The sequence below is a fragment of the Paenibacillus sp. RC21 genome (assembly GCF_044907935.1).
Classification (GTDB): Bacteria; Bacillota; Bacilli; order Paenibacillales; family Paenibacillaceae; genus Paenibacillus; species Paenibacillus terrae_A.
This window is the reverse complement of the sequence record NZ_JBIYCS010000002.1, coordinates 77,111-101,995: the sequence shown is the minus strand read 5'-3', so window position 1 is coordinate 101,995 and position 24,885 is coordinate 77,111. Positions and strand designations below refer to the sequence as shown.

The 24,885-nt window shown below is 50.4% G+C and carries 21 protein-coding genes; 16 read left to right on the top strand and 5 right to left on the bottom strand.

The features are described 5' to 3' along the window. Positions 1-49 precede the first annotated feature (49 nt). From ABIA61_RS05660 to ABIA61_RS05635, 6 genes are all read left to right on the top strand, one after another. Positions 50-1,516 carry an efflux RND transporter periplasmic adaptor subunit gene (locus ABIA61_RS05660; RefSeq protein ID WP_283652147.1) on the top strand — a complete coding sequence of 489 codons (1,467 nt, stop codon included), beginning with the start codon at positions 50-52 and terminating at the stop codon, positions 1,514-1,516. A 247-nt stretch (positions 1,517-1,763) separates the two neighbouring features. After that, positions 1,764-2,606 carry an STM4015 family protein gene (locus ABIA61_RS05655; RefSeq protein WP_283652146.1) on the top strand — a complete coding sequence of 281 codons (843 nt, stop codon included), beginning with the start codon at positions 1,764-1,766 and terminating at the stop codon, positions 2,604-2,606. A gap of 58 nt (positions 2,607-2,664) precedes the next feature. Further along, positions 2,665-4,002, top strand: a complete 1,338-nt coding sequence (locus ABIA61_RS05650) for an STM4014 family protein (protein WP_283652145.1) — start codon at positions 2,665-2,667, stop codon at positions 4,000-4,002. Then, positions 3,999-4,781, top strand: coding sequence for an STM4013/SEN3800 family hydrolase (locus ABIA61_RS05645; protein WP_404580454.1), 783 nt, complete (start codon positions 3,999-4,001; stop codon positions 4,779-4,781). Before ABIA61_RS05650 ends, ABIA61_RS05645 begins: the two co-directional genes overlap by 4 nt. 68 nt (positions 4,782-4,849) lie before the next feature. Then, a complete protein-coding gene (locus ABIA61_RS05640) occupies positions 4,850-6,274 on the top strand; it encodes an STM4012 family radical SAM protein (RefSeq protein ID WP_283652143.1) in 1,425 nt (474 codons plus the stop codon). Continuing rightward, positions 6,271-7,149 carry an STM4011 family radical SAM protein gene (locus ABIA61_RS05635; RefSeq protein WP_404521292.1) on the top strand — a complete coding sequence of 293 codons (879 nt, stop codon included), beginning with the start codon at positions 6,271-6,273 and terminating at the stop codon, positions 7,147-7,149. Before ABIA61_RS05640 ends, ABIA61_RS05635 begins: the two co-directional genes overlap by 4 nt. Before the next feature lie 105 nt (positions 7,150-7,254). Here ABIA61_RS05635 and ABIA61_RS05630 read toward each other — a convergent pair whose 3' ends face one another. The 4 genes from ABIA61_RS05630 to ABIA61_RS05615 all read right to left on the bottom strand — a co-directional run bounded on the left by ABIA61_RS05630 (position 7,255) and on the right by ABIA61_RS05615 (position 9,527). Beyond that, the gene (locus ABIA61_RS05630; protein WP_134914723.1) at positions 7,255-7,533 is read right to left on the bottom strand and encodes a YxcD family protein; all 279 of its coding nucleotides are present in this window, start codon (positions 7,531-7,533) and stop codon (positions 7,255-7,257) included. Between the two features lie 3 nt (positions 7,534-7,536). Beyond that, entirely contained in the window at positions 7,537-7,992 is a 456-nt protein-coding gene (locus tag ABIA61_RS05625) for a hypothetical protein (RefSeq protein ID WP_283652141.1), read from the bottom strand. A 156-nt stretch (positions 7,993-8,148) separates the two neighbouring features. Beyond that, positions 8,149-8,715, bottom strand: coding sequence for a PadR family transcriptional regulator (locus ABIA61_RS05620; protein WP_044647777.1), 567 nt, complete (start codon positions 8,713-8,715; stop codon positions 8,149-8,151). A 248-nt stretch (positions 8,716-8,963) separates the two neighbouring features. Beyond that, positions 8,964-9,527, bottom strand: coding sequence for a beta-class carbonic anhydrase (locus ABIA61_RS05615; RefSeq protein ID WP_283652140.1), 564 nt, complete (start codon positions 9,525-9,527; stop codon positions 8,964-8,966). A 256-nt stretch (positions 9,528-9,783) separates the two neighbouring features. Here ABIA61_RS05615 and ABIA61_RS05610 point away from each other — a divergent pair, with 256 nt between their 5' ends. From ABIA61_RS05610 to ABIA61_RS05590, 5 genes are all read left to right on the top strand, one after another. Then, positions 9,784-11,301 (top strand): carboxypeptidase M32, encoded by a 1,518-nt coding sequence (locus ABIA61_RS05610; RefSeq protein WP_283652139.1) that lies wholly within the window; start codon positions 9,784-9,786, stop codon positions 11,299-11,301. 146 nt (positions 11,302-11,447) lie between these two features. Next, a complete protein-coding gene (locus ABIA61_RS05605; protein WP_404580453.1) occupies positions 11,448-12,536 on the top strand; it encodes an ABC transporter substrate-binding protein in 1,089 nt (362 codons plus the stop codon). After that, a complete protein-coding gene (locus ABIA61_RS05600) occupies positions 12,533-13,345 on the top strand; it encodes an ABC transporter ATP-binding protein (RefSeq protein WP_404521296.1) in 813 nt (270 codons plus the stop codon). Before ABIA61_RS05605 ends, ABIA61_RS05600 begins: the two co-directional genes overlap by 4 nt. Positions 13,346-13,353: 8 nt before the next feature. Next, complete coding sequence (locus ABIA61_RS05595; RefSeq protein WP_404521319.1) at positions 13,354-14,187, top strand: ABC transporter permease; 834 nt, start codon at positions 13,354-13,356, stop codon at positions 14,185-14,187. 136 nt (positions 14,188-14,323) lie between these two features. Then, positions 14,324-15,280, top strand: coding sequence for an aromatic acid exporter family protein (locus tag ABIA61_RS05590; RefSeq protein WP_283652136.1), 957 nt, complete (start codon positions 14,324-14,326; stop codon positions 15,278-15,280). Between the two features lie 30 nt (positions 15,281-15,310). On the opposite strand, the gene ABIA61_RS05585 is transcribed toward ABIA61_RS05590, so the two are convergent. Then, positions 15,311-16,621: an amino acid permease gene (locus ABIA61_RS05585; protein WP_404521298.1), complete on the bottom strand. Its 1,311-nt coding sequence runs from the start codon at positions 16,619-16,621 to the stop codon at positions 15,311-15,313. Between the two features lie 115 nt (positions 16,622-16,736). Here ABIA61_RS05585 and ABIA61_RS05580 point away from each other — a divergent pair, with 115 nt between their 5' ends. From ABIA61_RS05580 to mutL, 5 genes are all read left to right on the top strand, one after another. Continuing rightward, positions 16,737-17,633, top strand: coding sequence for a LysR family transcriptional regulator (locus tag ABIA61_RS05580; RefSeq protein WP_044647805.1), 897 nt, complete (start codon positions 16,737-16,739; stop codon positions 17,631-17,633). A gap of 126 nt (positions 17,634-17,759) precedes the next feature. Beyond that, a complete protein-coding gene (locus ABIA61_RS05575) occupies positions 17,760-18,317 on the top strand; it encodes an outer spore coat protein CotE (RefSeq protein WP_014281435.1) in 558 nt (185 codons plus the stop codon). A 134-nt stretch (positions 18,318-18,451) separates the two neighbouring features. Continuing rightward, the gene (locus ABIA61_RS05570; protein WP_283652134.1) at positions 18,452-19,687 is read left to right on the top strand and encodes a putative amidoligase domain-containing protein; all 1,236 of its coding nucleotides are present in this window, start codon (positions 18,452-18,454) and stop codon (positions 19,685-19,687) included. Positions 19,688-19,795: 108 nt separating this feature from the next. Next, positions 19,796-22,612 (top strand): DNA mismatch repair protein MutS, encoded by a 2,817-nt coding sequence (mutS, locus tag ABIA61_RS05565; RefSeq protein ID WP_404580452.1) that lies wholly within the window; start codon positions 19,796-19,798, stop codon positions 22,610-22,612. A 73-nt stretch (positions 22,613-22,685) separates the two neighbouring features. Continuing rightward, on the top strand, positions 22,686-24,875 hold the full coding sequence (mutL, locus tag ABIA61_RS05560) for a DNA mismatch repair endonuclease MutL (RefSeq protein ID WP_404580451.1): 2,190 nt from the start codon (positions 22,686-22,688) through the stop codon (positions 24,873-24,875). The last annotated feature ends 10 nt before the right edge of the window (positions 24,876-24,885 follow it).

Below are 24,885 nucleotides of genomic sequence, written 5' to 3'. Positions count from 1 at the left end.
GACTGGATGGCTTACATTATTTCCACGGACAGAAAGAAAGGAAATTATCATGAAAATATTGAGAGTAGAAAGTACATTAGCGGTCTTAGTGCTCGGCGGCGCAGTGCTGGCAGGCTGCTCCAGTAATAGTGGAGCGGCGCAGGATATGGTCGTTCCTGTCAAGATCAGCCAAGCGCAGCAGGGTATCATTGGGCAAGGGAACATTTATACAGGAACGGTAACTCCTTCGGAGACAGTGAATATCGTTCCAAAAGTGGGCGGTAAAGTAGTTGAACTGCCTGTGGATATTGGCTCAGAGGTCAAAAAAGGTCAAGTGCTGTTCAAGCTTGATGACAAGGACATGCGGAATAATGTAGCGAAGGCCCGCGCCGCAGCAGGTGCGGCAGCAGCAGGAGTGAGTTCTGCTCAGGCATCCCATGAATCGACGATGGTTCAAGCCAACTCGGGCGTAGTACAATCCAAAAGCGGCGTGATTCAGTCCCAAAGCGCAATCAATCAGGCGCAGGGAGCCATTAATCAGGCTACTACAGCCGTAGAACAGGCGACACACGGCGTCTCCTCGGCGGCCAATACGGTGAAGCAAACGCAGCAAGCGCTGGCGGATGCTCAGAAAAATGTAACGCGTACTCAAAGCCTGTTTGATGCGGGTGCGAGTACTCAAGCACAACTGGAACAAGCAAAAACAGCCGTTGTGAACGCAGAAGCGGCATACAACAATGCGCAGAACGCACAGGCTAATGCCCAGGACCAACTGGTGGCTGCTCAGAAGGCGCTCACTACGGCCCGTAACAGCTACGATTCAGCAAAAAACAGCTACAGTAATGCCAACAGCGGCTACAGCAATGCGCAAAATCAACTGAAGGTATCTCAAAATACAGCCGTTATCGAGTCCAGCCAACAGTCTCTCAAGCAGGCTCAGCTAAATGTGAGCATCGCTCAGGACGCACTCGACGATACAGTGATTACATCACCGATTAACGGTATTGTAGGTACGAAAAATGCAGAAGTAGGCGAAATGGTATCCGCTCAGGCTCCTGCGCTAGTCATTGCCAACCTGAGTACAGTTAATACACTGATCTATGTACCGGCTGAGCAGATCAACAATGTAAAAGCAGGCGACAAGGTACAGGTACGTGTAGCAGCTTCGAATATTGTGACAACAGGTACAGTTAAAAATGTAAGCCCGTTGGACGCAAGTGGAAAAGGATATCCTGTGAAAATTTCGGTGGCTAATCCGGACGTGAAACTGAAATCCGGTATGCTGGCTGATATCAGCTTTGTCGCTGCGAATGCACAAGAAGGTATTGTCGTTCCTACCGCAGCGATTCAAAAGGATCAAGGTAAGCAATATGTATACGTTGTGAATGGTGACCATGCGAAACGCAAGGAAGTGAAGACGGTTCAGACGACAGGCTCACAAACACTGGTTACCAGTGGCTTGAGCAACGAAGAGAATGTAATCGTAAATAATCTGGCGTTGCTGTCTGATAACTCACCGATCACCATTAGCCAATAATTCGGCTTCAAAATCTCTTGTATTATATAGTAGAGATTTATTAGGGAGTATAAGCGCAGGGCAGACCGGAGCAGTTTACCGGGCTGCCTTGTTTAATTTCATCGCTTACATTTTACATAGGATTGATGTCGTCAGGGGTCTATTTTTGACGAACATTGGTATGATAGGATAGACTAAACTGGAAATAGATAGTTTACGAGATAGGGATTTATTACATTTTCAGATCAGTGATCGGAGGTATTACGAGATGGAAGTAAAGCTGGTTGTGGATTATGAAGCTTATGAGAAGGGTCAAACGATGGCTAATTCTATTGAAGAACTGGCAGTCAAGCCAGAGAGCGCAGAAATAACGGATTTGATTATTGGAGACTGGGGCGGAGCCTATGAACAATCGCCGGAGGATTTTATACCGGTGCTGGTGAAGCACAAAGATCAATTTCCGAAGCTGCGTAAGCTGTTTATCGGGGATATGGAATATGATGAGTGTGAGGTTTCGTGGATTAACCAGACGAATCTGTCTCCGCTGTTGGAGGCGTTTCCAGCTTTGGAATCCTTTTATGTCAAAGGAAGTCAGGACCTGAGCCTGGAGCCGTTACGGCATAAAAACCTTCAGGAATTGGTTATTATTTGCGGGGGTTTGCCTGCGAGTGTCCTTCAGGAAATTCGTAATGCCGAGCTGCCTGAGCTGCGCAAGCTGGAGTTGTATTTGGGCGTGGATCAATACGGCTTTGATGGTGGCCTAAAGGATGTATTACCGTTCCTGAACGACAATCTTTTTCCAAAGCTGACCTATTTGGGGCTGAAGGATAGTGAAATACAGGATGAAATCGCGATTGCTGCGGCAAACGCACCTGTGATTGGACAACTGGAGGTACTGGATCTGTCTCAAGGCACGTTGTCCGATAAAGGGGCTGAGGCACTGCTCGCTAGTGAAAGTATCAAAGGGCTGAAGCATCTGGATTTGAGCTATCATTATATGTCGGATGAAATGGTAAAACGTTGGAAAAACTTCGGACTGTCTGTGAATGTAGAAGATCAGCAGCAAGCGGACGAGGAAGATGATTGGCGTTATCCATCGTTGACCGAGTAATCCATAAAAAGGATCCTTTACGATCAAGTTTATTCAAAAATTAAAGTGAGGCGGCTTTATGGTTGGGATATCAGACAGCAATATCAGCGAGCCGTTTATTTTGTTCGGCAATCCGGGGAATCGGCGGACCACAGGACTACAGGAGGCGCGAAGCAGATTGAAGCTGCCGCCCGCTGTTGAGATTTCCTATAAAAATGTGCTGGAAGCCATCCGGGAGAAGCAAAGTCTGGGGGAGTTATTGGCCCGAATAGCTGCACAGGCTGCGCCAGACAGCGTAAATGCTAGTGTTTATGTGCAAGAGAGCATCCGTCAGTTACAGACGGGGCGGGCGGACATTAGTCCGCTGCTTCGTCTGGATGCACCGGGTGAACGCTTTGAGGTAGAACGTGAATTGATTGCTTTGGGAGCCCCGGATACGGAGGGAGACGATTCTTTGTTGCCGTGGGCGGAATTAGCACATGGCCCAGGTATATTGGCGGCAGAAGCGCGAGGCCTGCTGGAGCAGCACGGTCGTATTTGGCACCCGGCACAATGGTTCCGGGGCTATTGCCGTCTGCTGGCGTGGCTACGGCAAGAAGCAGCCCTGCTATGGCCCTCGTCGCGCTGGATGAATGATCCGGCGGAAGTGGCTGTGATGTTCGACAAACGGCGTTGCAGCGCCGTATTGGACAAGGCGGGCATAAGGGTTCCGCCTGTGCTTGCACCACCAGACGGTACCTTTCGTGATGTTGCTGATCTACACACAGCGATGAAGGAGAGCGGGGTTCACCGTCTGTTTGTGAAAATATTTTGCGGGTCCGGTGCTTCTGGTGTAATAGCCTATCAGATGCATCCGCGGACACGGGCAGAGCTGGCAGTAACCACCATTGGAACGGAAATCGTACACGGACAGCGTGTGTATTACAATGCCGGACGCTTGCGCCGTTATACGGACAAGCAGGACATTCATGCCATCCTGGGCTGGCTATGCTCGGAAGGGGTGCATGTGGAACGCTGGATACCTAAAGCGAGTCTGAACGGACGTGTTTACGATGTACGCCAGCTTGTTTGCGAATCAGAGGCTTGTCATGCCGTTTTACGTTTAAGCCGAAGCCCAATTACGAATCTGCATTTGCGCAATGAACGGCTGTTGCTGGAGGACGCCGGGTTGCTGCAGGATACGGTAGAATCGGTTCGGCAAATTGCGGAAGCCGCGATGAGCGCTTTTCCGGCCTCTATGGTTGCCGGGCTGGATGTGCTGGTTCCTGCACATGGTGGTCGTCCCTACGTGCTGGATGTAAATCCGTTCGGCGATCTGTTATACCGGGTGAAACATCAGGGGTGGAATCCATATGAATGGGAAATGCTGCATCTCGCCAATGGGACTGCAACTTTGGAAAGGAAAGGCTTATTATGACCGATATGAACCAGATTGTCGGTTCTCATGATATTGTCATGATTACGCTTGACACGCTGCGTTACGATGTAGCCAAGCTGGAGGAAGAAAACTGTCCGAACCTGTGTGGCTCCGGGCCGTGGGAAAAACGCCATACGCCGGGCAGCTTTACCTATGCTGCACATCATGCGTTTTTTGGCGGATTCTTGCCTACACCGGCTAATACGGATAAGGCTTCTCACATACGGCTGTTTCATACTAAAGATACGGGACTGCGTACACATCCGCATACGTGGCTGTTTGATGCACCGGATATTGTATCCGGGCTGGCGTGTGAAGGTTACCGGACTATTTGCATCGGCGGTGTTATTTTTTTCACGAAAAAAAACAAGCTTGCCAAGGTGCTGCCGGGGTATTTTCAGGAAAGCTACTGGCGTATGACCTTCGGCGTTACGAATCACCGTTCAACCGAGCATCAGGTGAATCATGCCCTAAAGCTGCTGGAGAAGGCAGACCCGGCGCAGCGGCTGTTTTTGTTCCTGAATGTGTCAGCTATTCATGGCCCTAATCACTATTTTCTGGAGGGCTCAGCCAAGGATTCGGTGGAGTCCCAACGTGCAGCCTTGCGTTATGTGGATGGGCAGCTTGGGCGTTTGTTCGACGCTTTACGAAACCGGGGGAAGACATTTTGCATGGCCTTTTCCGATCATGGTACGGCTTATGGGGAAGATGGCTACGAAGGGCATCGCCTAGCTCATGAGGTAGTATGGAATGTGCCTTACCGCGAATTTGTGTTGTAGGGTACAAGAAATTTTAGATTGCACTGGTAAAATGTAAAGAATCAATCCAGCGCGAGGAGGGAGCAGAAATGAAAGCCATGAATCTGAATCACTCGCTTCTAACGGGAGCAGGAGCCAATCCCCCTGCGGGGCTGGACACAGGCTCAACATCAAGGTCTCTATGGCCTGAGAACCCTGTTGAATGGGCACGCACGATCCGTGAAGCTCCCTACCGCTCCTATTTGTACTCTTACCCGCATAAAACGGCCTATCGGCCTTTTGATACACCGCTCTCACTGCAAGAGTTGTGGGAGAAGGAGGAGCTGGAGAGCTATTTTTTGTATATGCATATTCCGTTTTGCGCGGCTCGTTGTGGATTCTGTAACCTGTTCACTTTGCCCGACAAGCGGCTGGATGTGCATAAGGAGTATGTGGATGCGCTTGAAAGACAAGCCCGACAATGGGCGCCAATCATGGGTGGTCGGCCGTTTTCACGCTTTGCCATCGGCGGCGGTACGCCAACCTTGCTGGAGGCTCCTTTGGTCGAACGATTGTTTGACATTGCGGAAAATCTGATGGGTTTAGACCCTGAACATGCTTCCATTTCGGTGGAAACGTCGCCGGATACGGTAACCGAAGATCGGCTGGAGGTGCTCAAGCGCCGCCGAACGGACCGTGTCAGCATGGGGATTCAGAGCTTTGTGGAGTCGGAGAGTGCGGCCATATACCGCCCTCAGAAGCCCAAGCTTGTGCGTGAAGCGCTTGCGCGGCTGGTGGAGTACGATTTTCCGCTGTTGAACGTAGATCTGATCTATGGTCTCCCCGGTCAAACGGCGGAAACGTGGCTGTATTCTCTGGAAGAGGCATTATCTTACGCACCGGGTGAAATTTTTATTTACCCATTATACATTCGGGAAAATACGATTTTAAAGCCGGGCTATACTGGGCTGGATCATGATATTCGTCTCAGCTTGTACGAAGTAGCACGTGAAAGACTCAAACAGGCGGGATATGTACAATATTCCATGCGCCGTTTTGCCAAAAATGATGATGCACCCGGCAAGGAGCTGCTGCCATACAGCTGTCAGGAGGAAGGCATGGCCGGTCTGGGCTGCGGTGCGCGCTCCTATACGCGTAATGTCCACTATGCCAGCCGATACGGTGTTAGTGCAGCCGCAACGCGCGGTATTATTGCTGATTATGTCGCCGCCGAGCGTCATGATCTGGCTGATTACGGCTTTATTTTAAATGTGGAGGAGAGCAAGCGGCGTTTTATTCTGAAGGCACTTCTCCATCGTGAAGGTCTGGAGCTATCTGCTTACACCGCGCGCTTCGATGCGTCTCTGGCGGATGATTTTGCAGGAATGTCCTTGTTATTGGAATCTGGTATGGCGGTGGTTGTAGACGACACACTACGACTGACCGAGGAAGGAATGGCTTATTCCGATGCGATTGGCGACTGGATGATATCTACGGCAGTACGGGAGCGGATGGAAGGCTACGTAGGCGCATGAGAGCAACCCTATATTATCGTGGCTCGTTGACTTCGTGCAACTATGCTTGCCCTTACTGCCCGTTCAGCAAAAACGTGGATAGCCGTGAAACATTGAACAAGGATCGGGCGCAGCTGGAGCGTTTTGCCGATTGGGTACGGGAACAGGGAACTTTGGGGCATCGACTATCCATATTTTTTAATCCGTATGGAGAAGCTCTCATTCATTCCTGGTACCGCAAGGCCATGATTGAGTTTTCCCATATGACGCATGTGGATAAAGTGGCTGTACAGACGAATCTGTCCACTAAGCTGGATTGGGCCAGGGAACTGAACCCGAGGACGGCTGCGCTGTGGGCGACGTATCATCCGGGAGAGACGAAGGAGCCGGCTTTTATATCTCAAGGTATGAAGCTATATGAACTTGGTATTTCCTACAGTGTCGGCACCGTGGGACTGAGACAGGCTTTTCCCGCTATTCATTCCTTGCGATCACAGCTTCCGAAGGATGTTTATTTGTGGGTCAACGCTTACAAGGATCGACCACATTATTATACCGATGCCGAGATTGATGAATTAACGGCTATAGATCCCTATTTCCAATGGAATTTGCAGGATTACAGCAGTCAGGGGCGGGCGTGTCGTGCTGGGGAGGATGTATTTTACGTACAGGGTGACGGACGTGTAAAACATTGCTACCAGGATCGGCGAGTGCTTGGTCACTTGTACAGAGATGGCCTTGAAGGACTAAGTGCCAAGCGTCCGTGCCGTATGAAGGAATGCGGCTGTTATATCGGGTACATTCATATGGAGGAGCAACCGTTTCGGGAAATGTACGGCAGTGGTCTGCTCGAAAGGGCGCCCCAGGTTACGGTATCGTCAGTTCCACACATTTAGCTAATGTCCTATAGAACGCAAAAAAGAACCGACCCTTGCATCAAGCGAAGGTCGGTTCTTCCGTTTCAATGCTTATTCTGTTAGGTGACTCTATGCGTTATTCCATCAAGTCTGGACAATGGCCGTAATTTCTTCGTCCAGATCCAGTCTGACCTGCTCGCGATAGGCACGGATATTGTACTCGGAATGCAGGTATCTCAGGATGGCCTCAATCATGTTGGCTTCCACCAGATACTGGCTGCGGCCTTGTACATGGACTTCTGCCGAATATCCTGTATCCTCTTCCCAGCTTAATTCTACAGTCACATCAGTGGGCTGGACGCCTTTGCGTTCAGCCATATGCAGACAGATGGCATTTACAATTTCATCCATACTTAAAATCATAACTTAGTAACGTCCTCCACGGGAATCATCAGGTCTGCGACGATTTTTAATAGCACGGTAGATACCTACTCCGACCATGATCAGGACGTATATAGCGAGAACGTTGACCGCAAGGCCAAGCAAGCTGCCCAGTGCGCCCATATTACCGAACAGTCCGCCGAAGAGCATACCTGCCAAACCACCCAGCATCATTCCTTTCAGGAACCCGCCGCCACCGCCAAGGAATCCACCCGTTCTGCTTGCATTACCCGCAGTTGCACTGGATTTGGTTCCGCTATCAGACTTATTGACGCCGTTGCTGTTAGTGGCCTTGCTCGGTGTAGATTGGTACGTTTTTTGCCCGGATTTAAATCCGCCGCCTCGCCTCGCGTCAGCTGTAGATGGTGCGACCATAACAATCAGCAGGGTAAAAGCCATCATCAGCATCATCATATTTTTCAAAGTAAAAGTTTTTTTCATGTTAAATATATCCCCCTTGGTATGTTGGTTTGATATAGGTCAAACAGCCGCTTACCAGTAATACGAAACGGATAGAAAAGGGTTTCAAAAAAATTAAAACATTCAAATTTTATTGATATATAAATCCTATGCCTGAATGGACTAAAGCATTCTGTCTTACGGTTTAAGTGAAAATGGATTAGTGTCCGCTCTTACATCTCCGGCGAGCAGCATACGCAGTACCATTTGGCACCACTCCAGACCCGCTTTGGCATTCATAAGCCCTTTTTGCACGAGAATGTAATCACCGAAGTTTTTGCTGCCAAAATGCAGATCCTCGTCAGGAATGTCGTTCAGAATATCCTCAAGGTGCCGTATTCGCTGAATAAAATGACGCTTGCGTTCCTCCAGCATACGGTTGGCACTGCTTTTGTCCGTCAGCCAGAGACAGAACAGCCGCAGGCTTAATTCGTCCCGTGTGACCGGAGCGGCCAGTGATTCCTGGGACCATTGCTGAAGCATATGAATTCCCTTGTCTGTAATGGTATACATTTTTTTATCAGGTTTGTCGGACTGCTGAATCCAGCGGGAAGCAAGCAATTCCTTGCTTTCCATACGCGCTAGCAGTGGATAGATCTGGCTGTGCTTGGCCTGCCAAAAAGGCTGGATACGCAGCATCAGATCATAGCCGGAGGATTCTTCTCTGGCGAGAAGGCCCAGCAGACCATAAGATAGTAAATTCATAGATTTTATCTCCTTCATCCATCTTAGTAACGGTTATAACGGCTCTACGGCAGGTGTTCTGCCGCTTCATGAAAAGTGTACACTGAAACTGTATGGTTTGACAACTTTCAGATAGGCCGTTCACAGGTTAGCCAAAATTAACTCCGATCACCATACACTCATATGTGCTTATTTTCATAAAAAAGAGGGTATCTTTAGGTCGTATTTTATGACCCAAAGATACCCTTTTTAACGTTAATTATAGGATTTTACTGCTTATTTCCATCAACAACCAGCGTTAGCTCCCCGGTGTCTGGATGGATGACCATACCGTGAACAGGCGCATTAGGCGGGAGCAAGGGGTGATTCTTAATAAGCTTTACGGTACTTCTAACCCCTTCCTCGATGTTGTCAAAACCTTTCAGCCATTTGTTTAGTTTAATCCCTGAATTTTCCAAAGTGCTTAGTACCTCTTGTGAAATCCCGCGCTCCAGCATTTCATTGACCATGTGGTCGGCATTCAGCGCGGCCATACCGCATTCGTAATGGCCTATGACGAGCACTTCATCCGCTCCCAGCTCATACAGGGCAACGAGTACGCTTCGCATAACGCTTCCAAAAGGCTGGGAGATAATCGCACCCGCATTTTTAATAATTTTGACATCACCATTGCGCAGGTTCATGGCTTTGGGTAGCAGTTCGGTCAGACGCGTATCCATACAGGTAATGATGACCATTTTTTTATTAGGGAACTTGCCTGTACGATAGGCTTCGTATTCTTTGTTTTCCACGAAAACGCGGTTGTATTCCAAAATCTCTTTGATGTGATCCACGATTGTTCCCTCCGTATGCTATTTAATGTTGAACTATTTTTTGCAGCAGACCAGCATGGAAAAGCCTAATCCAGGTTTTAGCAGGCCGGAAATCAGGCTTTACCCCTTTACAAATATGTACTATCTGACGGTTTTTCAAAGCCTTCAGGAGCTGGTCGCAAATGTTGTGTGTTGATTATACTTTTTAATATAAGTATCATCAAGTATAAGAAGTATAAAGTTTTATCCATTTTTAGATAAAGAGGTGACCTCAATTATGGCGCAACAGACGTTGGATCAATTGGCAGCTTTAAAAGAATTAGCACACAAAATCAAAAGTTATGGCGAGGCCGTGGGCTTGATGCACTGGGACTTACGGACAGGTGCTCCGCGCAAGGGCGTTGATATTCGTTCGGAAACGTTGGGTATGTTGTCCACTGAGATGTTCAAGCTGATTATTTCGGATGAAATGGGACAATTGCTGCAATTTTTTACCGCAGAAGACAAACTGGAGCAACTGGAGGACAATGATCGCAGACTGGTGGAGGAAAGTCGCAAAAATTATGAGCTGAACCGTTCGGTTCCGGCTGACCGTTATCGGGAATACAGCGTACTCGCTGCTCAGGCGGAGAGCAAGTGGGAGGATGCCAAGGAACATAGCGATTTTGCCGGATTCGAGCCTTATTTGTCTAAAATCGTAGAGATGAAGCGTGAGTTTATCGGTTATTGGGGAATCAAGAACACGGAATACGACACGCTTTTGGATCAATATGAACCGGATATGACGGTAGAGAAGCTGGATGCTGTGTTTGATCGTCTCAAAAAGCGCCTTGTGCCGCTGTTGTCTAAAATTCAGGCTTCACCAAACCAGCCGGACAAGAGCTTTCTGGATGGTGTGTTTGATGTGAAGCAGCAAGAGAAGTTCGGCCTATTCATTTTGAGACAGATGGGTTATGACTTCGACGCAGGTCGTTTGGATGAGAGCGTGCATCCTTTTGCGACAGGATTAAATCCGGGTGATGTGCGCATAACAACACATTATTTGCAAGATGATGTGACTAGCGCGATTTTCAGCTCATTGCATGAAGGTGGTCATGCGCTGTATGAGCAAAATATTGCGCCTGAGCTGGCAGGATCGCTGCTTTCTGAAGGAACCTCTATGGGGATACATGAATCTCAGTCTCGCTTGTGGGAAAATATGATTGGGCGCAGCCGTGCTTTTTGGGATCGATATTATGCTGACTTGCAAAAGCATTTTCCAGACCGTCTGGCAAAGGTCACGGCGGAACAGTTCTACCTGGCCGTTAATCGTGTGGAAAATTCACTGATTCGTATTGAAGCGGATGAGCTGACATATAACTTACATATCATTATCCGCTATGAAATTGAAAAAATGCTGTTTAATGAAAAACTGGATGTGAAGCGCCTTCCAGAAGTATGGAACGCGAAATATAAGGAATATCTGGGACTTCTCCCGCCGGATGACGGGCATGGCGTTCTACAGGATGTTCACTGGTCCGGTGGTGATTTTGGTTATTTTGCCTCTTACTCGCTTGGCAATATGTATGCAGCGCAAATTTTGGCGACACTGCGCAAGGAGTTGCCAAATCTGGATGAGCTGATTTCTGCTGGGGAGCTGGAGCCGATCAAGCAATGGTTGACTGAACGAATCTACCGTTACGGTAAGAGCCGGACGCCGTCCGAGCTGATTGTAGCCATTACAGGTGAGGATCTGAACCCGGACTATCTGGCTGATTATCTGGAAGAAAAATATACCTCCATATACAAGCTGTGATTTACTAGCTGTCATATCATCATTTGTGCATCTACCCCGCGTTCCCTGGGCGAACGTGGGGTTTTTGTGTGCGATTAACCATTGAGTAGGCAGCCGCATAACAATATATGAAGTCTATAATGCAAAAAGGTGGGGAGGGAACAGGGATGAACATCGGCGCTCGTTTCAAAGCTGTGGCGGCTGCGGCACTGCTCGGGTTGCTGCTGCTCGGCGGGTGCGCACCCAAAGGGGAGCAGACGATTGAGATTAGACTGGGCGAAGTAGCTCGAACGGTCTTTTATGCGCCACAGTATGTAGCCTTGAGCCAGGGGATGTTTGCTCAGGAGGGACTGAATGTCCAACTGGCGACGATTCCCGGTGGCGACAAGACGATGACGGCGTTGCTGTCCAATCAGGCGGATATCGCGCTTATCGGTGCAGAAACATCTATTTATGTGTATCAGCAAGGGGCAGAGGACCCCATCATTAATTTTGCCCAACTGACGCAGACGGACGGAACCTTTCTATTTGCCCGGCAAACGCAGGGTAGCTTTGACTGGGAAAAGCTGAAAGGGCAAAATTTTCTTGGACAGCGCAAGGGCGGAATGCCACAAATGTCGTTGGAATTTGCACTGCGCAAACACGGCATTGATCCACACAAGGATTTGAAGCTGATTCAAAATATTGATTTTGCCAATGTTGCCTCTGCTTTCGGTTCCGGTACAGGGGATTATGTGCAGTTATTCGAGCCGCAGGCATCTATTTTCGAAAAAGAAGGCCGGGGACGGGTAGTGGCCTCCATTGGTGTGGAGAGCGGCGAGCTGCCTTATACCGTATATATGGCTAAACGAAGCTATCTGAACGAAAATGGCGAGGCTGTACAAAAATTTACGAAGGCTGTATACCAGGCACAGCAGTGGATTGCCACGCATTCACCTGAGCAGATTGCCGAAGCCATTATGCCCTATTTCAAGGACACAGATCTGGCGGTTCTGACCAGTAGTGTCAAGCGGTATAAGGAACAAGGCACCTATGCCCTGAATCCAATAATTGAGGAAAAAGAATGGAAGAATTTGCAGGATGTTATGACTTCGGCGGGCGAGCTGAAAAGTCCGGTTGCGCTGGATCAACTGTTGAACCGAAGCTTTGCAGAGAAGGCGATTGCAGCAGGCTCATCGGGGAATGCCGACCAGCCTGCAAAAGCGGGAACAAATGGAGCCGCTGATACAGGTGTAGACGCCGGAGGCTCGCCATGACAGAAGAACGGAGTTGTCTTATTTCGGATGCAACGGTCCCGGTGGTGGCGCTGAAGCAAGTGACGCATGTGTATGTAACAGACCGGGAGGCCTCACTGGCGGTTGAGGATATCGACTTCGCTGTAGGGACAGGAGAATTTATCAGTTTGGTTGGCCCAAGCGGCTGCGGCAAAACGACAATCCTGTCCATGATCGCCGGGTTATTGTGCCCGGCGAAGGGCCAGGTGCTGCTGCAAGGTCAGCCCGTAAACGGTCCGAGTCCCGAGGTCGGCTACATGTTGCAGCAGGATTATCTGTTTCCGTGGCGTACGATCATGGATAATGCGTTATTGGGTCTGGAACTGGGCAATCGGGTAGATGAAGCCTCGCGTGAACGGACCCGACTGCTGCTGGAAGGCATGGGGCTGGGAGGGAAGGAGCATCTGCATCCGTCCCAGTTATCCGGGGGGATGCGCCAACGTGTGGCGCTGGTACGGACGCTGGCGACTAATCCAGGGCTGCTGCTGCTGGATGAGCCGTTCTCCGCGCTGGATTATCAGACCAAGCTCCAACTGGAAGACCTGATTGCCGAAACCTTGCGTGAGCGGGGGAAGACGGCTATATTGGTCACACACGATTTGGCCGAGGCGATTGCGGTCAGTGACCGGATTATTGTGCTGGGCCGAAATCCGGGCCACATCCGGCGTACCTTTGCAATTCCGGATGCGATCCGGGAAGTTCAGCCTTTTTATGCGCGCGAGCAGCCGGGCTTTAATGAGCTTTTTCATGAAATATGGGGTGAACTGGAGGCTTCGGGAGCAAAGGAGTGAGTCAAAGGATGAAGGGCGAAGCGGATCGGCTTGGACAACACTGGATTCAAGGGCTGTATCAGGAGTACCGACGCAGAAGGCGTTCGGAGCGGCGGTTGGTAACGGGTGTACAGACAGCTATTTTAGTGTTTTTATTCGTGTTGTGGGAAATTGCGGGTCGGATGAAATGGATTGATGTACTACTGTTTAGCTATCCAAGCAAAATATTTACCCAAATTGGCAAGGATGCGGTCAGCGGTGAGCTGTGGGGGCATGTCGGTGTCACGGTTGGAGAGACGTTGGCGGGTTTTTTACTGGGAACGCTGCTGGGAACATTACTGGCTGTGCTAATCTGGTGGTCGCCGTTTCTGTCGAAGGTACTGGATCCCTATATGGTTGTCTTCAACAGTATGCCCAAGGTGGCGCTGGGGCCCATTTTTATTGTCATGTTCGGAGCCGGATTTACCGCTATTCTAATGACGACCCTCTCGATTACGGTCATTATTACGACGTTAGTCGTGTATAACAGCTTTCAGGAAGTGGATTCGAATCTGATCAAGGTGGTTCGCACATTTGGTGGATCGCGGCGCGATACGTTTAGCAAGGTGATTTTGCCTGCGTCCTTTCCGGCTATCGTCTCTACACTAAAGGTGAATGTCGGCATGGCCTGGGTTGGCGTGATCGTCGGTGAATTTCTGGTAGCTAAAAACGGGTTGGGCTACTTGATCATCTACGGCTTTCAGGTGTTCAATTTCACGCTGGTGATGTCCAGTTTACTTATCATTGCGGTCGTAGCGACACTGATGTATCAGGCGGTCGTGTATGTGGAGCGACTGTTGCTGTCTGATCGTCCTCAGCGATAAGAATCAAACTTCTATACATTTCTGGATTTTTTCAAATTCCTCATTTGTGTAAAATGTGAAAATAAAGTACCATGAAAATGAAAATGATTCAAAGTTTACGAAAACAGATTTCATCCAGAGAGGACAGAATTTTTTCATGGGCTTTCGTACGATTAAAACGGCTATTGCCGCATTAATGGCCGTACTCATTGCGGATGGTTTTGGCATTCATGGAGCCACCTCGGCAGGGCTTTTGGCTATTTTGGGGGTCGATGTCACGCGCAAGAGAAGCCTTCGTACCATTTCGGCGAGATTTTTTGCATCCGTTGTGGGGCTTCTTTTTGCTTGTGTTTTGTTTGTTGTATTCGGATTCCATGATTGGGTACTGGCATTATATATTTTATCGGCGTTTCCGGTCATTGTACGGGTGGGCTTTAAGGAAGGAATCGTCACGGGTTCGGTTGTGGTTTTCCGCGTGTTCAGCGGTGGTGTGATTGATATGCAGGTGCTGCTGACCCAGCTGTGTCTGCTGGTCATCGGACTGGGGTCCGCGATGGTCGTCAATTTGGCCTACATGCCGCGCTCCGATAACACCATGCAGCAAATCCGGCAGGAAGTAGACCGGACGTTTTCCATTATATTCAGAAATATGGCCAATACATTACGCAGTCCGGCATACATATGGGATGGCAAGGAAGTTATAGAAGCGAACAGCGTCATAGCCAGAGGGGTGACCGAGGCAGGGCGTTCATTGGAAAATCAGATGCTTCGTCCGCAAGAAGGCTGGAATGTGTATTTTTATATGCGCAGGGAACAGCTGGATTCTATTCAAAATATGATGCAGCTGATCTCGCAGATGTACCAGCATATGCCGCAGGCCAAACTTTTGGCCGAGCTATTCGATCAGCTCAGCAATGACGTTCTGGCCGGACATTATACGGGACAGACGGAGAAGTTGCTGGAGCAGGTACGTGAGGAATTCAAAAAAATGGAGCTCCCCTCAACCCGGGAGGAATTCGAAATTCGTTCGGCATTGTTACAGCTTACACATGAATTACATCAGTATTTGAAAATCGCCAAAAAGGACAAGGCCCCCACTCCAGTCAAAGCTTAGAGTCGAGGGCCCAAACTAAAAAGCTACTGTCTAACGATGGACAGTAGCTTTTTCTTGTTCAGTGATGACGGACGCAGCAGGAAGGGGTCGTTTGTGCCGAATTCGACCTGCGATCCATAAGGCAACGGTGATCAGGCAAGGATAAAGCATGGCCCAGCCGACAAAAGGAAACACCACCGCAGTCGAGATGAACGACACCCAACTGATGGCTACACCCCAGCGATTACCTCGTAGCAGCTTGATACCCGCAGCACACCCGCCCAGATAGGTCAGGATAAAAGTGGCGTTGGGGAACTGAATCAGGTTGGTGAGTGAAACAGTACCGCTACCGTAAAGGGACATAATGATGACGAAACAAAGGGAAAGAAACGCGATACCCCCAATTGGCGTATGAAAACGCCGGGACAATAGACCCATCCAGCGGAAGGCGTGTCCTTGCCGGGATAAGGCATACGCGACACGTGAAGCAGCACCTACATAAGCGATAATCGTAGCTGTACAAATAAAGATGCCCGTCAAGCCCGCGATCACTGCGCCCCACGGACCAATAGCCCGGCTAATCACCCATACGAGCGAAGCGTCTGATCCACCTGCAAGGTAGCTTTGTGTCCCGACTGTAGCCAGTGCAGTAAGAAAATAAAGCAGGCCAACGATGATGGCTGCAACGGTGACACCCTTAACAGCCGCCCGCTGAGGATTGGTGAATTCCTCCGACAAATGGGAGACGGCTTCCCAGCCGATGAAGCACCAGAACAGAATCGCGGCTGCCTGACCGACAGGAAGCCAACCGTGCGGAGCAAACGGTGTGAAGTGTATCGATTTCATTTGTGGCAGCGCTGCGACAATGGCGAAGATAAGGACAGCAACGATAGCAATGACAACGGCGATCTGAATACGTCCCGCAACCTTCATACCGATCCAGTTAATGATCAGTCCAACCGCCAGCATGGCGGCGGCCAATCCCATGCGGCATCCCTCTCCCCAGCCCATGGCGGCGGTCATATAGCCAGCTCCGGTGAGTGCGGCAACAGGTGCCCCAATCGGAACTGACATCAGAAAAAACCACCCGATATAAGAGCCTGCACGCGGTGAAAAAGCCAGCGTAACAAAATGCGATACCCCTCCAGCGTTCGGGAATTTGGCGGACAGCAGTCCCATGGACAGGGCCATTGGCAAAATGAGCAGGGTCATAAAGCCCCACGCCAGTAGTGATGCCGGACCCGCCATTTCGGCGGCAAGACCGGGCACAATCAATATCCCCGAACCCAGCACCGCCCCGATATATAGCGCAATGGCCTGTGGAAGACCAATGGTGGATTGTAGTTTATGTTCATTTGTCATGCAGGTAAGCCTTCTTTCTCTTGTCATTTCCTTCAGCTTATCAGATAATCAATCTATCGGAAAAACGGAATATAACGATGGCTCGCATCGAAAAAAACGATTGAAGGAGCAACTTATGGAATCACGGCATTTGTTTACGTTTTTAAATGTGGTTGAGGCAGGCAGTTTTACCCGGGCGGCGCGTATACTGGACTATGCACAATCAAGTATAACTGCTCAAATTCAGACGCTGGAGACAGAGCTGGGCACACCTCTTTTTGACCGCATAGGTAAGAAAATCATGCTCACAGATGCCGGACGACGCCTGCTGCCCTATGCGCAGGAGATTTCCAAGATGCACGCCCTTGCTAAGGATGCGCTACGTTCAGAAACGGTGCTGACGGGTACGCTCAAAATCGGAGCGCCAGAGTCGCTGGCGGCTTTCCGCCTGCCGAGCCTGATCCGTGAGTACAGGGAGCGGTATCCGAAGGTAAAAATCGTGCTTAAACCCGGTGAATGCTGGGAATTGCGTGATATGACCCGTTCAGGTGAGCTGGATTTGGCTTTTTTGCTTCAGCCGGAAACAGAGGATAGAGAACTGCATGTCACTACGCTCATTCATGAGCCGATGGCATTGGTTGCGCCACTGGGGCATCCACTGGCTTCCTATAATAAGGTGGAGCCAGCTGACTTGAAGGACGAAACCATTTTGCACACGGAGGCGGGCTGCACCTATCGTATCCTTTTTGAGCAGTATTTGAACAGACACGGTATTTTTGCAGACCCGAGTCTGGAGTTTTGGAGTATTGAAGCGATCAAGCAATGTGTTATGGCCGGATTGGGCGTTGCGCTGCTTCCGCTGGTTACGGTGCAAAATGAGCTGCGTGAAGGGAAGATGGCGCGTTTAAGCTGGGATGACAGCGAACAGCAGGTGGCTACCCAGGTCGCCTATCACACGAAAAAGTGGAAATCCCCGGCGCTCAGCGAATTTTTACGGATTGTCGAGCAGCATGTAACACATTGGCGTGCATGAGTTCAAGCCATTAGGGCATAAGCTTATACAAATAATATTTTTTCCTTTTCGCCTATTCACTCAACATTCGCCCACAACCTGCATACATATGTATGGAATGATTGATTGTATGGAGGAGGTTCAAGTATGGCATTAAGTCATAAAAATCGTAGAGAGATTATTACAAAAGCGATCTGCGGTAAAGGTCGCAAATTCTCTACCGTAACCCATACCGTAACTCCGCCTAATAATCCGACCAGCATTTTGGGGGCGTGGATTATTAACCACCAGTATGAGGCTGTGGCGGCTGGAGACGGCATTGAGGTCGTGGGGACGTATGATATCAATATCTGGTACTCATACGATAAAAACTCGCAGACCGATGTGGCTAAGGAAACGGTGTCGTACGTGGAAAACGTGCCGCTCTCGTATCTTGATCCGAAACACCGGGCGTCTACAGTGGAAGTATCCGCCGAGGCGACACAGGAGCCAAGCTGCGTTGAGGCCAGTGTGTCTTCAGGGGGCGGCAGCGTAATTATCCGGGTCGAGCGGGAATTTGCGGTGGAACTGGTGGCAGAAACGAAGATTGTTGTAGAAGTATTCCCGAATGGCAGCAGTGACGATTTTGACAAGGACTATGATTTTGGAGCGGAAGAAGGGGACTATGAGGAGCTCGACCCCGACCTCATTGACGACGAGCTCTGACGGAAGTAACCAAAAAGAGGGCCGCTTTACTCTTTTGCGCCGGCTGAGACTGCGCAGGGGGGAAAGGCCCTCCTTTTTGTTGTTGTAGGGAAGGGAAGTCGTTCAATCGTCCGTAATCTGGTAGGGAGGGGAAGATGATGCAGCAGGCGGGACAGGCGCTCAGACGCTTCAGACAGATGTCGGATGATGAAAAGCAGCGCAGGCTGGAACGCTCCGGCATATCGGTTCGCTGGATTGACGACAACGCAGCAGATTTTGCGGTAGGCTATGCGGTGCAGATCCATCAGCTACGAATGCTGGAAATTCGAAGACGTACGATTGAAGGACACTCCAAAGTCCGCGCTTATGATCCGTCTGCGTTGGATAGCAGCTCTCAGCTGTCCGTCCGAATGGAGCGACTGGCTGTACGTACTTTGTACACACTTGGCCTCGACAGTGGCGAGGTGACGCTGACACTGCTGGGCGAGCGCAGCTGTCAGGTGCGTGAAGTCGTGGCCCAGCCATGGCTTAATGATAGACGCCTAGACACGCTATATGAAGCCGCAGCTCGCGAAGTGGATGTTCAGGAGCAGGGCCTTCCAGCGGTACAAGGGGATAAACAGCTGCTAATCGGAATGGACCCTGAATTTGTACTGGTCCGCATGCCGGAAGGACGGGTTGTACCGGCTTCGCGATATTTGGGCCGCCTTGGCGTGGCGGGATGCGATGCGGTTACGCGCCGGGGGCGGACGTTGTACCCGGTCGCTGAGCTTCGACCCGCACCAAGTGGCGATCCGGCTCTTTTGCTGACCCATTTACGCCGTGCCTTTGCGGCAGCAGCCCGGCGCATTGCCGATCGTACGCTAATTTGGCAAGCAGGCGGGATGCCGCAGTCCGGTTTTCCGCTGGGAGGGCATCTGCATTTTAGCGGAATTCCGCTGAACGGGTCTCTGCTACGTGCGCTGGACAATTATTTAGCGCTGCCTTTGGCGTTGTTAGAAGACAAACGCGCAGCCCGGCGCAGACCGCATTACGGCAATTTGGGCGATTTTCGCCGCCAACCGTACGGAGGTTTTGAATACCGTACACTACCCAGCTTTCTTGTTTCGCCGCAGCTCGCGAAAGGCGTGATTGGATTGACCTTTCTCATCGCGTCTCAATATCCGCGCTTGGAGCGTAGGCCACTGGATGAGGAAGAGGCCCATAGAGCTTTTTATGAAGGAAATCGGATTGTGCTGGGGGAATATATGGAGCCTCTTATTTTGGATATCGTTTCACTGGATGTATATCCGCAATATAAAGCTTATGTAGGGCCTTTGCTGGACAGCCTGCGTCAGGGGAAACAATGGGATGAATCGCGGGATTTGCGTCCGTTTTGGAAGCTTTCGTAAAATCTGTGATGTTGTTTGCGATGCTTGCATGTTATCGACTGTCATTTTTGCTATAATGAAAGGTAATGTAAGTTTAAACGGAACAATGTGTGGGGGTTAGTAAACGGTATGGCCAAATATACACCGATGATTGAGCAATATTTATCCATAAAAGACCAGGCGCAGGATGCGTTTTTGTTTTTCCGCCTAGGGGATTTTTACGAGATGTTTTTTGATGATGCGATTCTTGCATCCAAGGAGCTGGAGATTACACTTACCGGACGCGAGGGTGGCGGCACGGAAAAAATTCCAATGTGCGGCGTGCCTTATCATTCGGCGGAAAATTACATACAGCGCCTTATTGAAAAGGGTTATAAGGTTGCCATCTGCGAACAGATGGAGGAAGCCTCGGCTACGAAGGGGATGGTACGGCGAGATATTGTCCGTGTCGTCACTCCGGGTACGGTGATGGAAGGCAAGGTGCTGGGTGACAAATCCAACAACTACATGGTATGTGTCACCGAGACGGACGGGATGCTGGCACTGGCGGCCTGCGATTTGTCAACAGGTGAGCTGTATGTGACCTCTGTACCTGATTCGAAAGAATGGCTGTTGGATGAAATTAATATTTATGAGCCGTCAGAAATGCTGGGGGATGGTCATCTGCTCGATTTCGTAACCTCCCGAATGTCACCCGTTGGGCGTCGTGTTGTCTACACAGCCTGGGACAAGTCTAAGGATGATCTTGTGCGTGGTCAATTTGGTGAAGCAACGTGGGCAAGGCTCAACGAGGAACGTAGGCAGTGTGTATCGCGTCTGATTGCTTATTTGAATGAAACGCAAAAAAGATCGTTAGGCCAGTTGACCCAGATTTCCGTTTATGAGCCAAACCATTTTATGATTCTTGATCCATTTACCCGCCGTAATCTGGAACTGGTGGAGACGGTTCGTGAGCGCTCCAAGAAGGGATCGTTGCTGTGGTTGCTGGATCGGACGGAGACGTCGATGGGAGCTCGGTTGCTGCGACGCTGGATCGACAAGCCGCTGCTTAGCAGCCATCTGATCGAGGAACGGCTGGAGGCGGTTGATAAGCTGTACCACCAGTTTATTTTTCGTGAGGATGTGCGTGCACAGCTTAAAGAAATTTACGATCTGGAGCGCTTGGTTGGGCGAATTGCCTTTGGCAGCGCCAATGCACGCGACCTGATTGCACTCAAGCTGTCATTAACCCGAATTCCGGCTTTGCGTGAGCTATGCGCAGAATCGGAATCGGAGACACTGCGCCGAGTTGCCCAGACGCTGGATAGCTGTACAGACTTGTGTGCGTTGATTGAGGAAGCCGTAGCGGACGAGCCGCCTATTTCTGTAAGGGACGGGGGTCTCATTAAGGATGGCTACCATCAGCGTCTGGACGAACTGCGGGAGGCGAGTGTGAACGGCAAGCGCTGGATCGCCGAGCTGGAGGCCAAGGAACGTGTAGCGACTGGTATTCGGTCGCTCAAAATCGGGTACAACAAAGTATTTGGTTATTATATCGAGGTAACCAAATCCAATCTGGCTTCATTGCCGGAAGGACGATATGAACGCAAGCAAACGCTGGCGAATGCGGAACGATATATTACACCGGAGCTGAAGGAAAAGGAATCTCTGATTTTGGAAGCCGAGGATAAGATGGTAGATCTGGAGTACTCTCTCTTCTCTGAGCTTCGCAGTAAACTAAATACTGAAATTCCACGCCTGCAAAAGCTGGCAGAGCGGGTGGCAGAAATTGATGTGTACCAGTCCCTGGCATCGGTCAGCGCAGAGCGTGGCTTCGTGAAGCCTGAGCTGACAACGGGATATGATCTCGTGGTGGAGCAGGGGCGGCATCCCGTTGTGGAAGCTGTGATGAAGGATGGCAGCTTTATCGCCAATGGTACGGCGCTGGAGGAAGCAGATGCGCATATTTTGCTAATCACCGGTCCGAATATGGCCGGGAAAAGTACGTATATGCGTCAGGTTGCGCTGATCGCAATTATGGCGCAGATCGGTTGCTTCGTTCCGGCTACACATGCGAAAGTGCCGATGCTGGATCGCATTTTCACGCGCATCGGTGCGGCGGATGACCTGATCGGCGGGCAGAGTACGTTCATGGTGGAAATGGCTGATATTCAGGTCATGACAGACAAAGCGACTCCGCGAAGCCTGATCATTATTGACGAGTTGGGACGCGGTACGTCCACCAGTGAGGGGATGGCGATTGCTCAAGCTGTGATTGAATTTGTCCATGACACGATCGGCTGTAAGGCGCTGGTGTCTACGCATTTTCATGAGCTGGCTCATTTGGAGCAAAGCCTGTCCTCGCTGCGGAACTACTCCATGGCGGTACAGGAAAGCGGCGACAAGGTGAATTTCCTGCGTAAGCTCATACCGGGCGCGGCCAGTAGCAGTTACGGTATCTATTGTGCCCGTCTTGCGGGTTTGCCGGATAATATCATTGAACGTGCGAACGGGCTGTTGCATGGCTTTGAGCACGCGGCTGCCCAAGTGACGGCAGGCACCGAGGCTGTTGCAGTAGCGAAGGAAAATGTTGTTCACCGCACAGTTTCAGGAGCTGGAGCTTCTTCTTCGGACGGCACCCATTCAGACCAGACGCTACGGGAAAGCAGGGAAGTGGCGTTGCAGGCTCCACTTATGTCACAGCAAGCCAACGTTGTAAAAGAAAACACTCAGCAGGTGGTGGAAGACTCCAGTGTACTGGACCATACGGCTACCGGAGTCGTACAGCTGTCCATTTTCGGAGAGCAAGAGCTTGCTCCTGCCAAGCCGCAGCTGGAGACGGCCGAGGTTAATCCGATTGTGCGCCAGATTTTACGCAAGGTGAAAAACGCTGATGTCATGAATATGACACCTTTGCAGGCGATGCAGTTGTTAAATGAACTGAAAAACAAGGCCAACGGCCTGTAGCACCGATATCTGTAGTTAACGATATTATATTTTTATTTTCATCACACTTTGAAGTTAGGGGGAGGTTAAAAGGATGTCTAAAATTCGGGTACTGGATGAGCATATTGCCAACCAGATTGCTGCCGGTGAGGTTGTAGAACGTCCAGCCTCCGTCGTGAAGGAGCTGGTGGAAAATGCGATTGATGCGGGCGGTACGCGTGTCGACGTATGGGTAGAGGAAGGCGGACTGCAAAGCATCCGGGTGACGGATAACGGTAGTGGCATCGAGCCTGAAGATGTCGAAACGGCGTTCTATCGGCATGCGACCAGCAAAATTGGGCATGGACGCGATCTGTTCCAGATCACGAGCCTGGGCTTCCGGGGAGAAGCGCTGCCGAGTATTGCGGCTGTATCGAAAGTGGAGCTGCTGACAGCAGCCGGAGATGACGGACGTGCCCGCAAATTGGTTATTGAGGGCGGCAAGCTGGTGCTGCATGAGGATGCAGCCGCTCGGCAAGGGACGGATTTTACCATCCGGGAGCTGTTTTATAACACGCCTGCAAGGCTGAAATATATGAAAACGATCCAGACGGAGCTGGGGCACATTTCGGATGTACTTTACCGAATGGCGCTTTCACACCCCGAAGTTGCCTTCACATTGCGGCATAACGGGAATACACTGCTTCAAACGCTGGGTAATGGTGATTTGCTTCAAGTGATTGCCGCTGTTTATGGAACCTCGGCAGCGAAATCCATGCTGCTGCTGGAAGGAGAGAGTCTGGATTACCGTATTAGCGGCTATGTCAGCCGCCCGGAGTGGACCAGATCGAATCGGAATGCCATCTCGACGGTGGTGAACGGACGTTTTGTGCGTAGCTACGGGCTAAATCAGGCACTGCTTAAGGCGTATCATACCTTGCTGCCGATCAATCGTTTTCCACTAGCTGTGATCCAGCTGGAAATGCATCCTTCACTGGTGGATGTTAACGTTCATCCTGCCAAGTTGGAGGTACGTTTCAGCAAAGAAGCCGAGCTGTTTCAATTGGTTGAGGATTCGGTAAAAGCTGTTCTAGGGCAGCAGGTGCTGATTCCGAAGGCAGTCAAGCGCGAAATCGGCGGCAAGGATAGCGGCTCGTTCGTGCAGGAGCAGTTCCATTTCTCGAAGGGAAGCGGTATGGAAGGAAACTCTTCTGCTGGCGAGAGCCGAGGGGAGGCACAACCGCTTGCCGGACCTTTCCCGGAGGGCCGTGACCCGCGCCAATCTATTCGTTTGGACGGAAATGAGGAGGAACACAGGCTTGGCACGGAGCGTGAGCAACGCCAGAATAGGGAGAGACTCCTTGTCTCTGGTCGGGGGAAAACGTCTTCTGGGCAACGTGTCAGTGACGAGGAACTGGATGCAGATTTTGTGGATGGAAACGATGGGAATGGCGTTAGAGGGAACGATCCGGTGCCTGATAGTGCTTCCGGGCAGGCGTTCGCTACTCAAGAAATTCAAGGGAATAAAAGCGAATCCGGTTCATCCCCTTTGTACAGCGGCAGAGTACAGGAAGCGGCTGCTTCTGTGGCTTATCGGCCTTCTGCTTCACCGGATGCAGGAAACGCTGTGGATTCCCGATATTTCTTGGATCAGAAGAAACGTCAGTCACGACTGAATGCAGAGCAGTTGGCGGTGGTGTCGGGTGAGGCTCCCGAGATTCCCGCTTTTCCTGAGCTAAATTTGATTGGTCAGCACCATGGAACCTATTTGATTGCGCAGAACGATCAGGGGCTGTATTTAATTGACCAGCATGCTGCGCATGAACGGGTTAACTACGAATTTTATTATGAAAAATTCGGCAGTCCCGAGGCGGTATCTCAGGAGCTACTCCTGCCGATTACATTAGAATTTACGCCCTCGGAGACGGAAAAGCTGAAAACAAGGCTGCACTGGTTTGAGCAGGCGGGAGTGTATTTGGAGCATTTCGGTGGTCAAACCTTCCGTGTTAGCTCTTATCCTTACTGGCTTCCTCAAGGGCAAGAAGCGGATGTTATTGAGGAAATGGCAGGATGGGTACTGGATGAAAAAGCAATTGATCTTGCAAAGCTGCGGGAAGCAGCCTCGATCATGTGCTCCTGCCGGGCTTCGATTAAAGCGAACCAGAAGCTGACTGACCGACAGGCTGTCGTACTGCTGGAGCGTTTGGCGGCGTGCAGACAGCCGTACACCTGCCCGCATGGGCGGCCCATCGTTGTGTCCTTTTCCATATATGATTTGGAGAAGCTGTTTAAGAGAGTAATGTAAGGGAGTTTAT

Bases quoted from the DNA above. Each gene is read 5' to 3' on its own strand.
- ABIA61_RS05660 (WP_283652147.1), top strand. From the start codon at position 50: ATGAAAATATTGAGAGTAGAAAGTACATTAGCGGTCTTAGTGCTCGGC.
- ABIA61_RS05655 (WP_283652146.1), top strand. From the start codon at position 1,764: ATGGAAGTAAAGCTGGTTGTGGATTATGAAGCTTATGAGAAGGGTCAA.
- ABIA61_RS05650 (WP_283652145.1), top strand. From the start codon at position 2,665: ATGGTTGGGATATCAGACAGCAATATCAGCGAGCCGTTTATTTTGTTC.
- ABIA61_RS05645 (WP_404580454.1), top strand. From the start codon at position 3,999: ATGACCGATATGAACCAGATTGTCGGTTCTCATGATATTGTCATGATT.
- ABIA61_RS05640 (WP_283652143.1), top strand. From the start codon at position 4,850: ATGAAAGCCATGAATCTGAATCACTCGCTTCTAACGGGAGCAGGAGCC.
- ABIA61_RS05635 (WP_404521292.1), top strand. From the start codon at position 6,271: ATGAGAGCAACCCTATATTATCGTGGCTCGTTGACTTCGTGCAACTAT.
- ABIA61_RS05630 (WP_134914723.1), bottom strand. From the start codon at position 7,533: ATGATTTTAAGTATGGATGAAATTGTAAATGCCATCTGTCTGCATATG.
- ABIA61_RS05625 (WP_283652141.1), bottom strand. From the start codon at position 7,992: ATGAAAAAAACTTTTACTTTGAAAAATATGATGATGCTGATGATGGCT.
- ABIA61_RS05620 (WP_044647777.1), bottom strand. From the start codon at position 8,715: ATGAATTTACTATCTTATGGTCTGCTGGGCCTTCTCGCCAGAGAAGAA.
- ABIA61_RS05610 (WP_283652139.1), top strand. From the start codon at position 9,784: ATGGCGCAACAGACGTTGGATCAATTGGCAGCTTTAAAAGAATTAGCA.
- ABIA61_RS05605 (WP_404580453.1), top strand. From the start codon at position 11,448: ATGAACATCGGCGCTCGTTTCAAAGCTGTGGCGGCTGCGGCACTGCTC.
- ABIA61_RS05600 (WP_404521296.1), top strand. From the start codon at position 12,533: ATGACAGAAGAACGGAGTTGTCTTATTTCGGATGCAACGGTCCCGGTG.
- ABIA61_RS05595 (WP_404521319.1), top strand. From the start codon at position 13,354: ATGAAGGGCGAAGCGGATCGGCTTGGACAACACTGGATTCAAGGGCTG.
- ABIA61_RS05590 (WP_283652136.1), top strand. From the start codon at position 14,324: ATGGGCTTTCGTACGATTAAAACGGCTATTGCCGCATTAATGGCCGTA.
- ABIA61_RS05585 (WP_404521298.1), bottom strand. From the start codon at position 16,621: ATGACAAATGAACATAAACTACAATCCACCATTGGTCTTCCACAGGCC.
- ABIA61_RS05580 (WP_044647805.1), top strand. From the start codon at position 16,737: ATGGAATCACGGCATTTGTTTACGTTTTTAAATGTGGTTGAGGCAGGC.
- ABIA61_RS05575 (WP_014281435.1), top strand. From the start codon at position 17,760: ATGGCATTAAGTCATAAAAATCGTAGAGAGATTATTACAAAAGCGATC.
- ABIA61_RS05570 (WP_283652134.1), top strand. From the start codon at position 18,452: ATGATGCAGCAGGCGGGACAGGCGCTCAGACGCTTCAGACAGATGTCG.
- mutS (WP_404580452.1), top strand. From the start codon at position 19,796: ATGGCCAAATATACACCGATGATTGAGCAATATTTATCCATAAAAGAC.
- mutL (WP_404580451.1), top strand. From the start codon at position 22,686: ATGTCTAAAATTCGGGTACTGGATGAGCATATTGCCAACCAGATTGCT.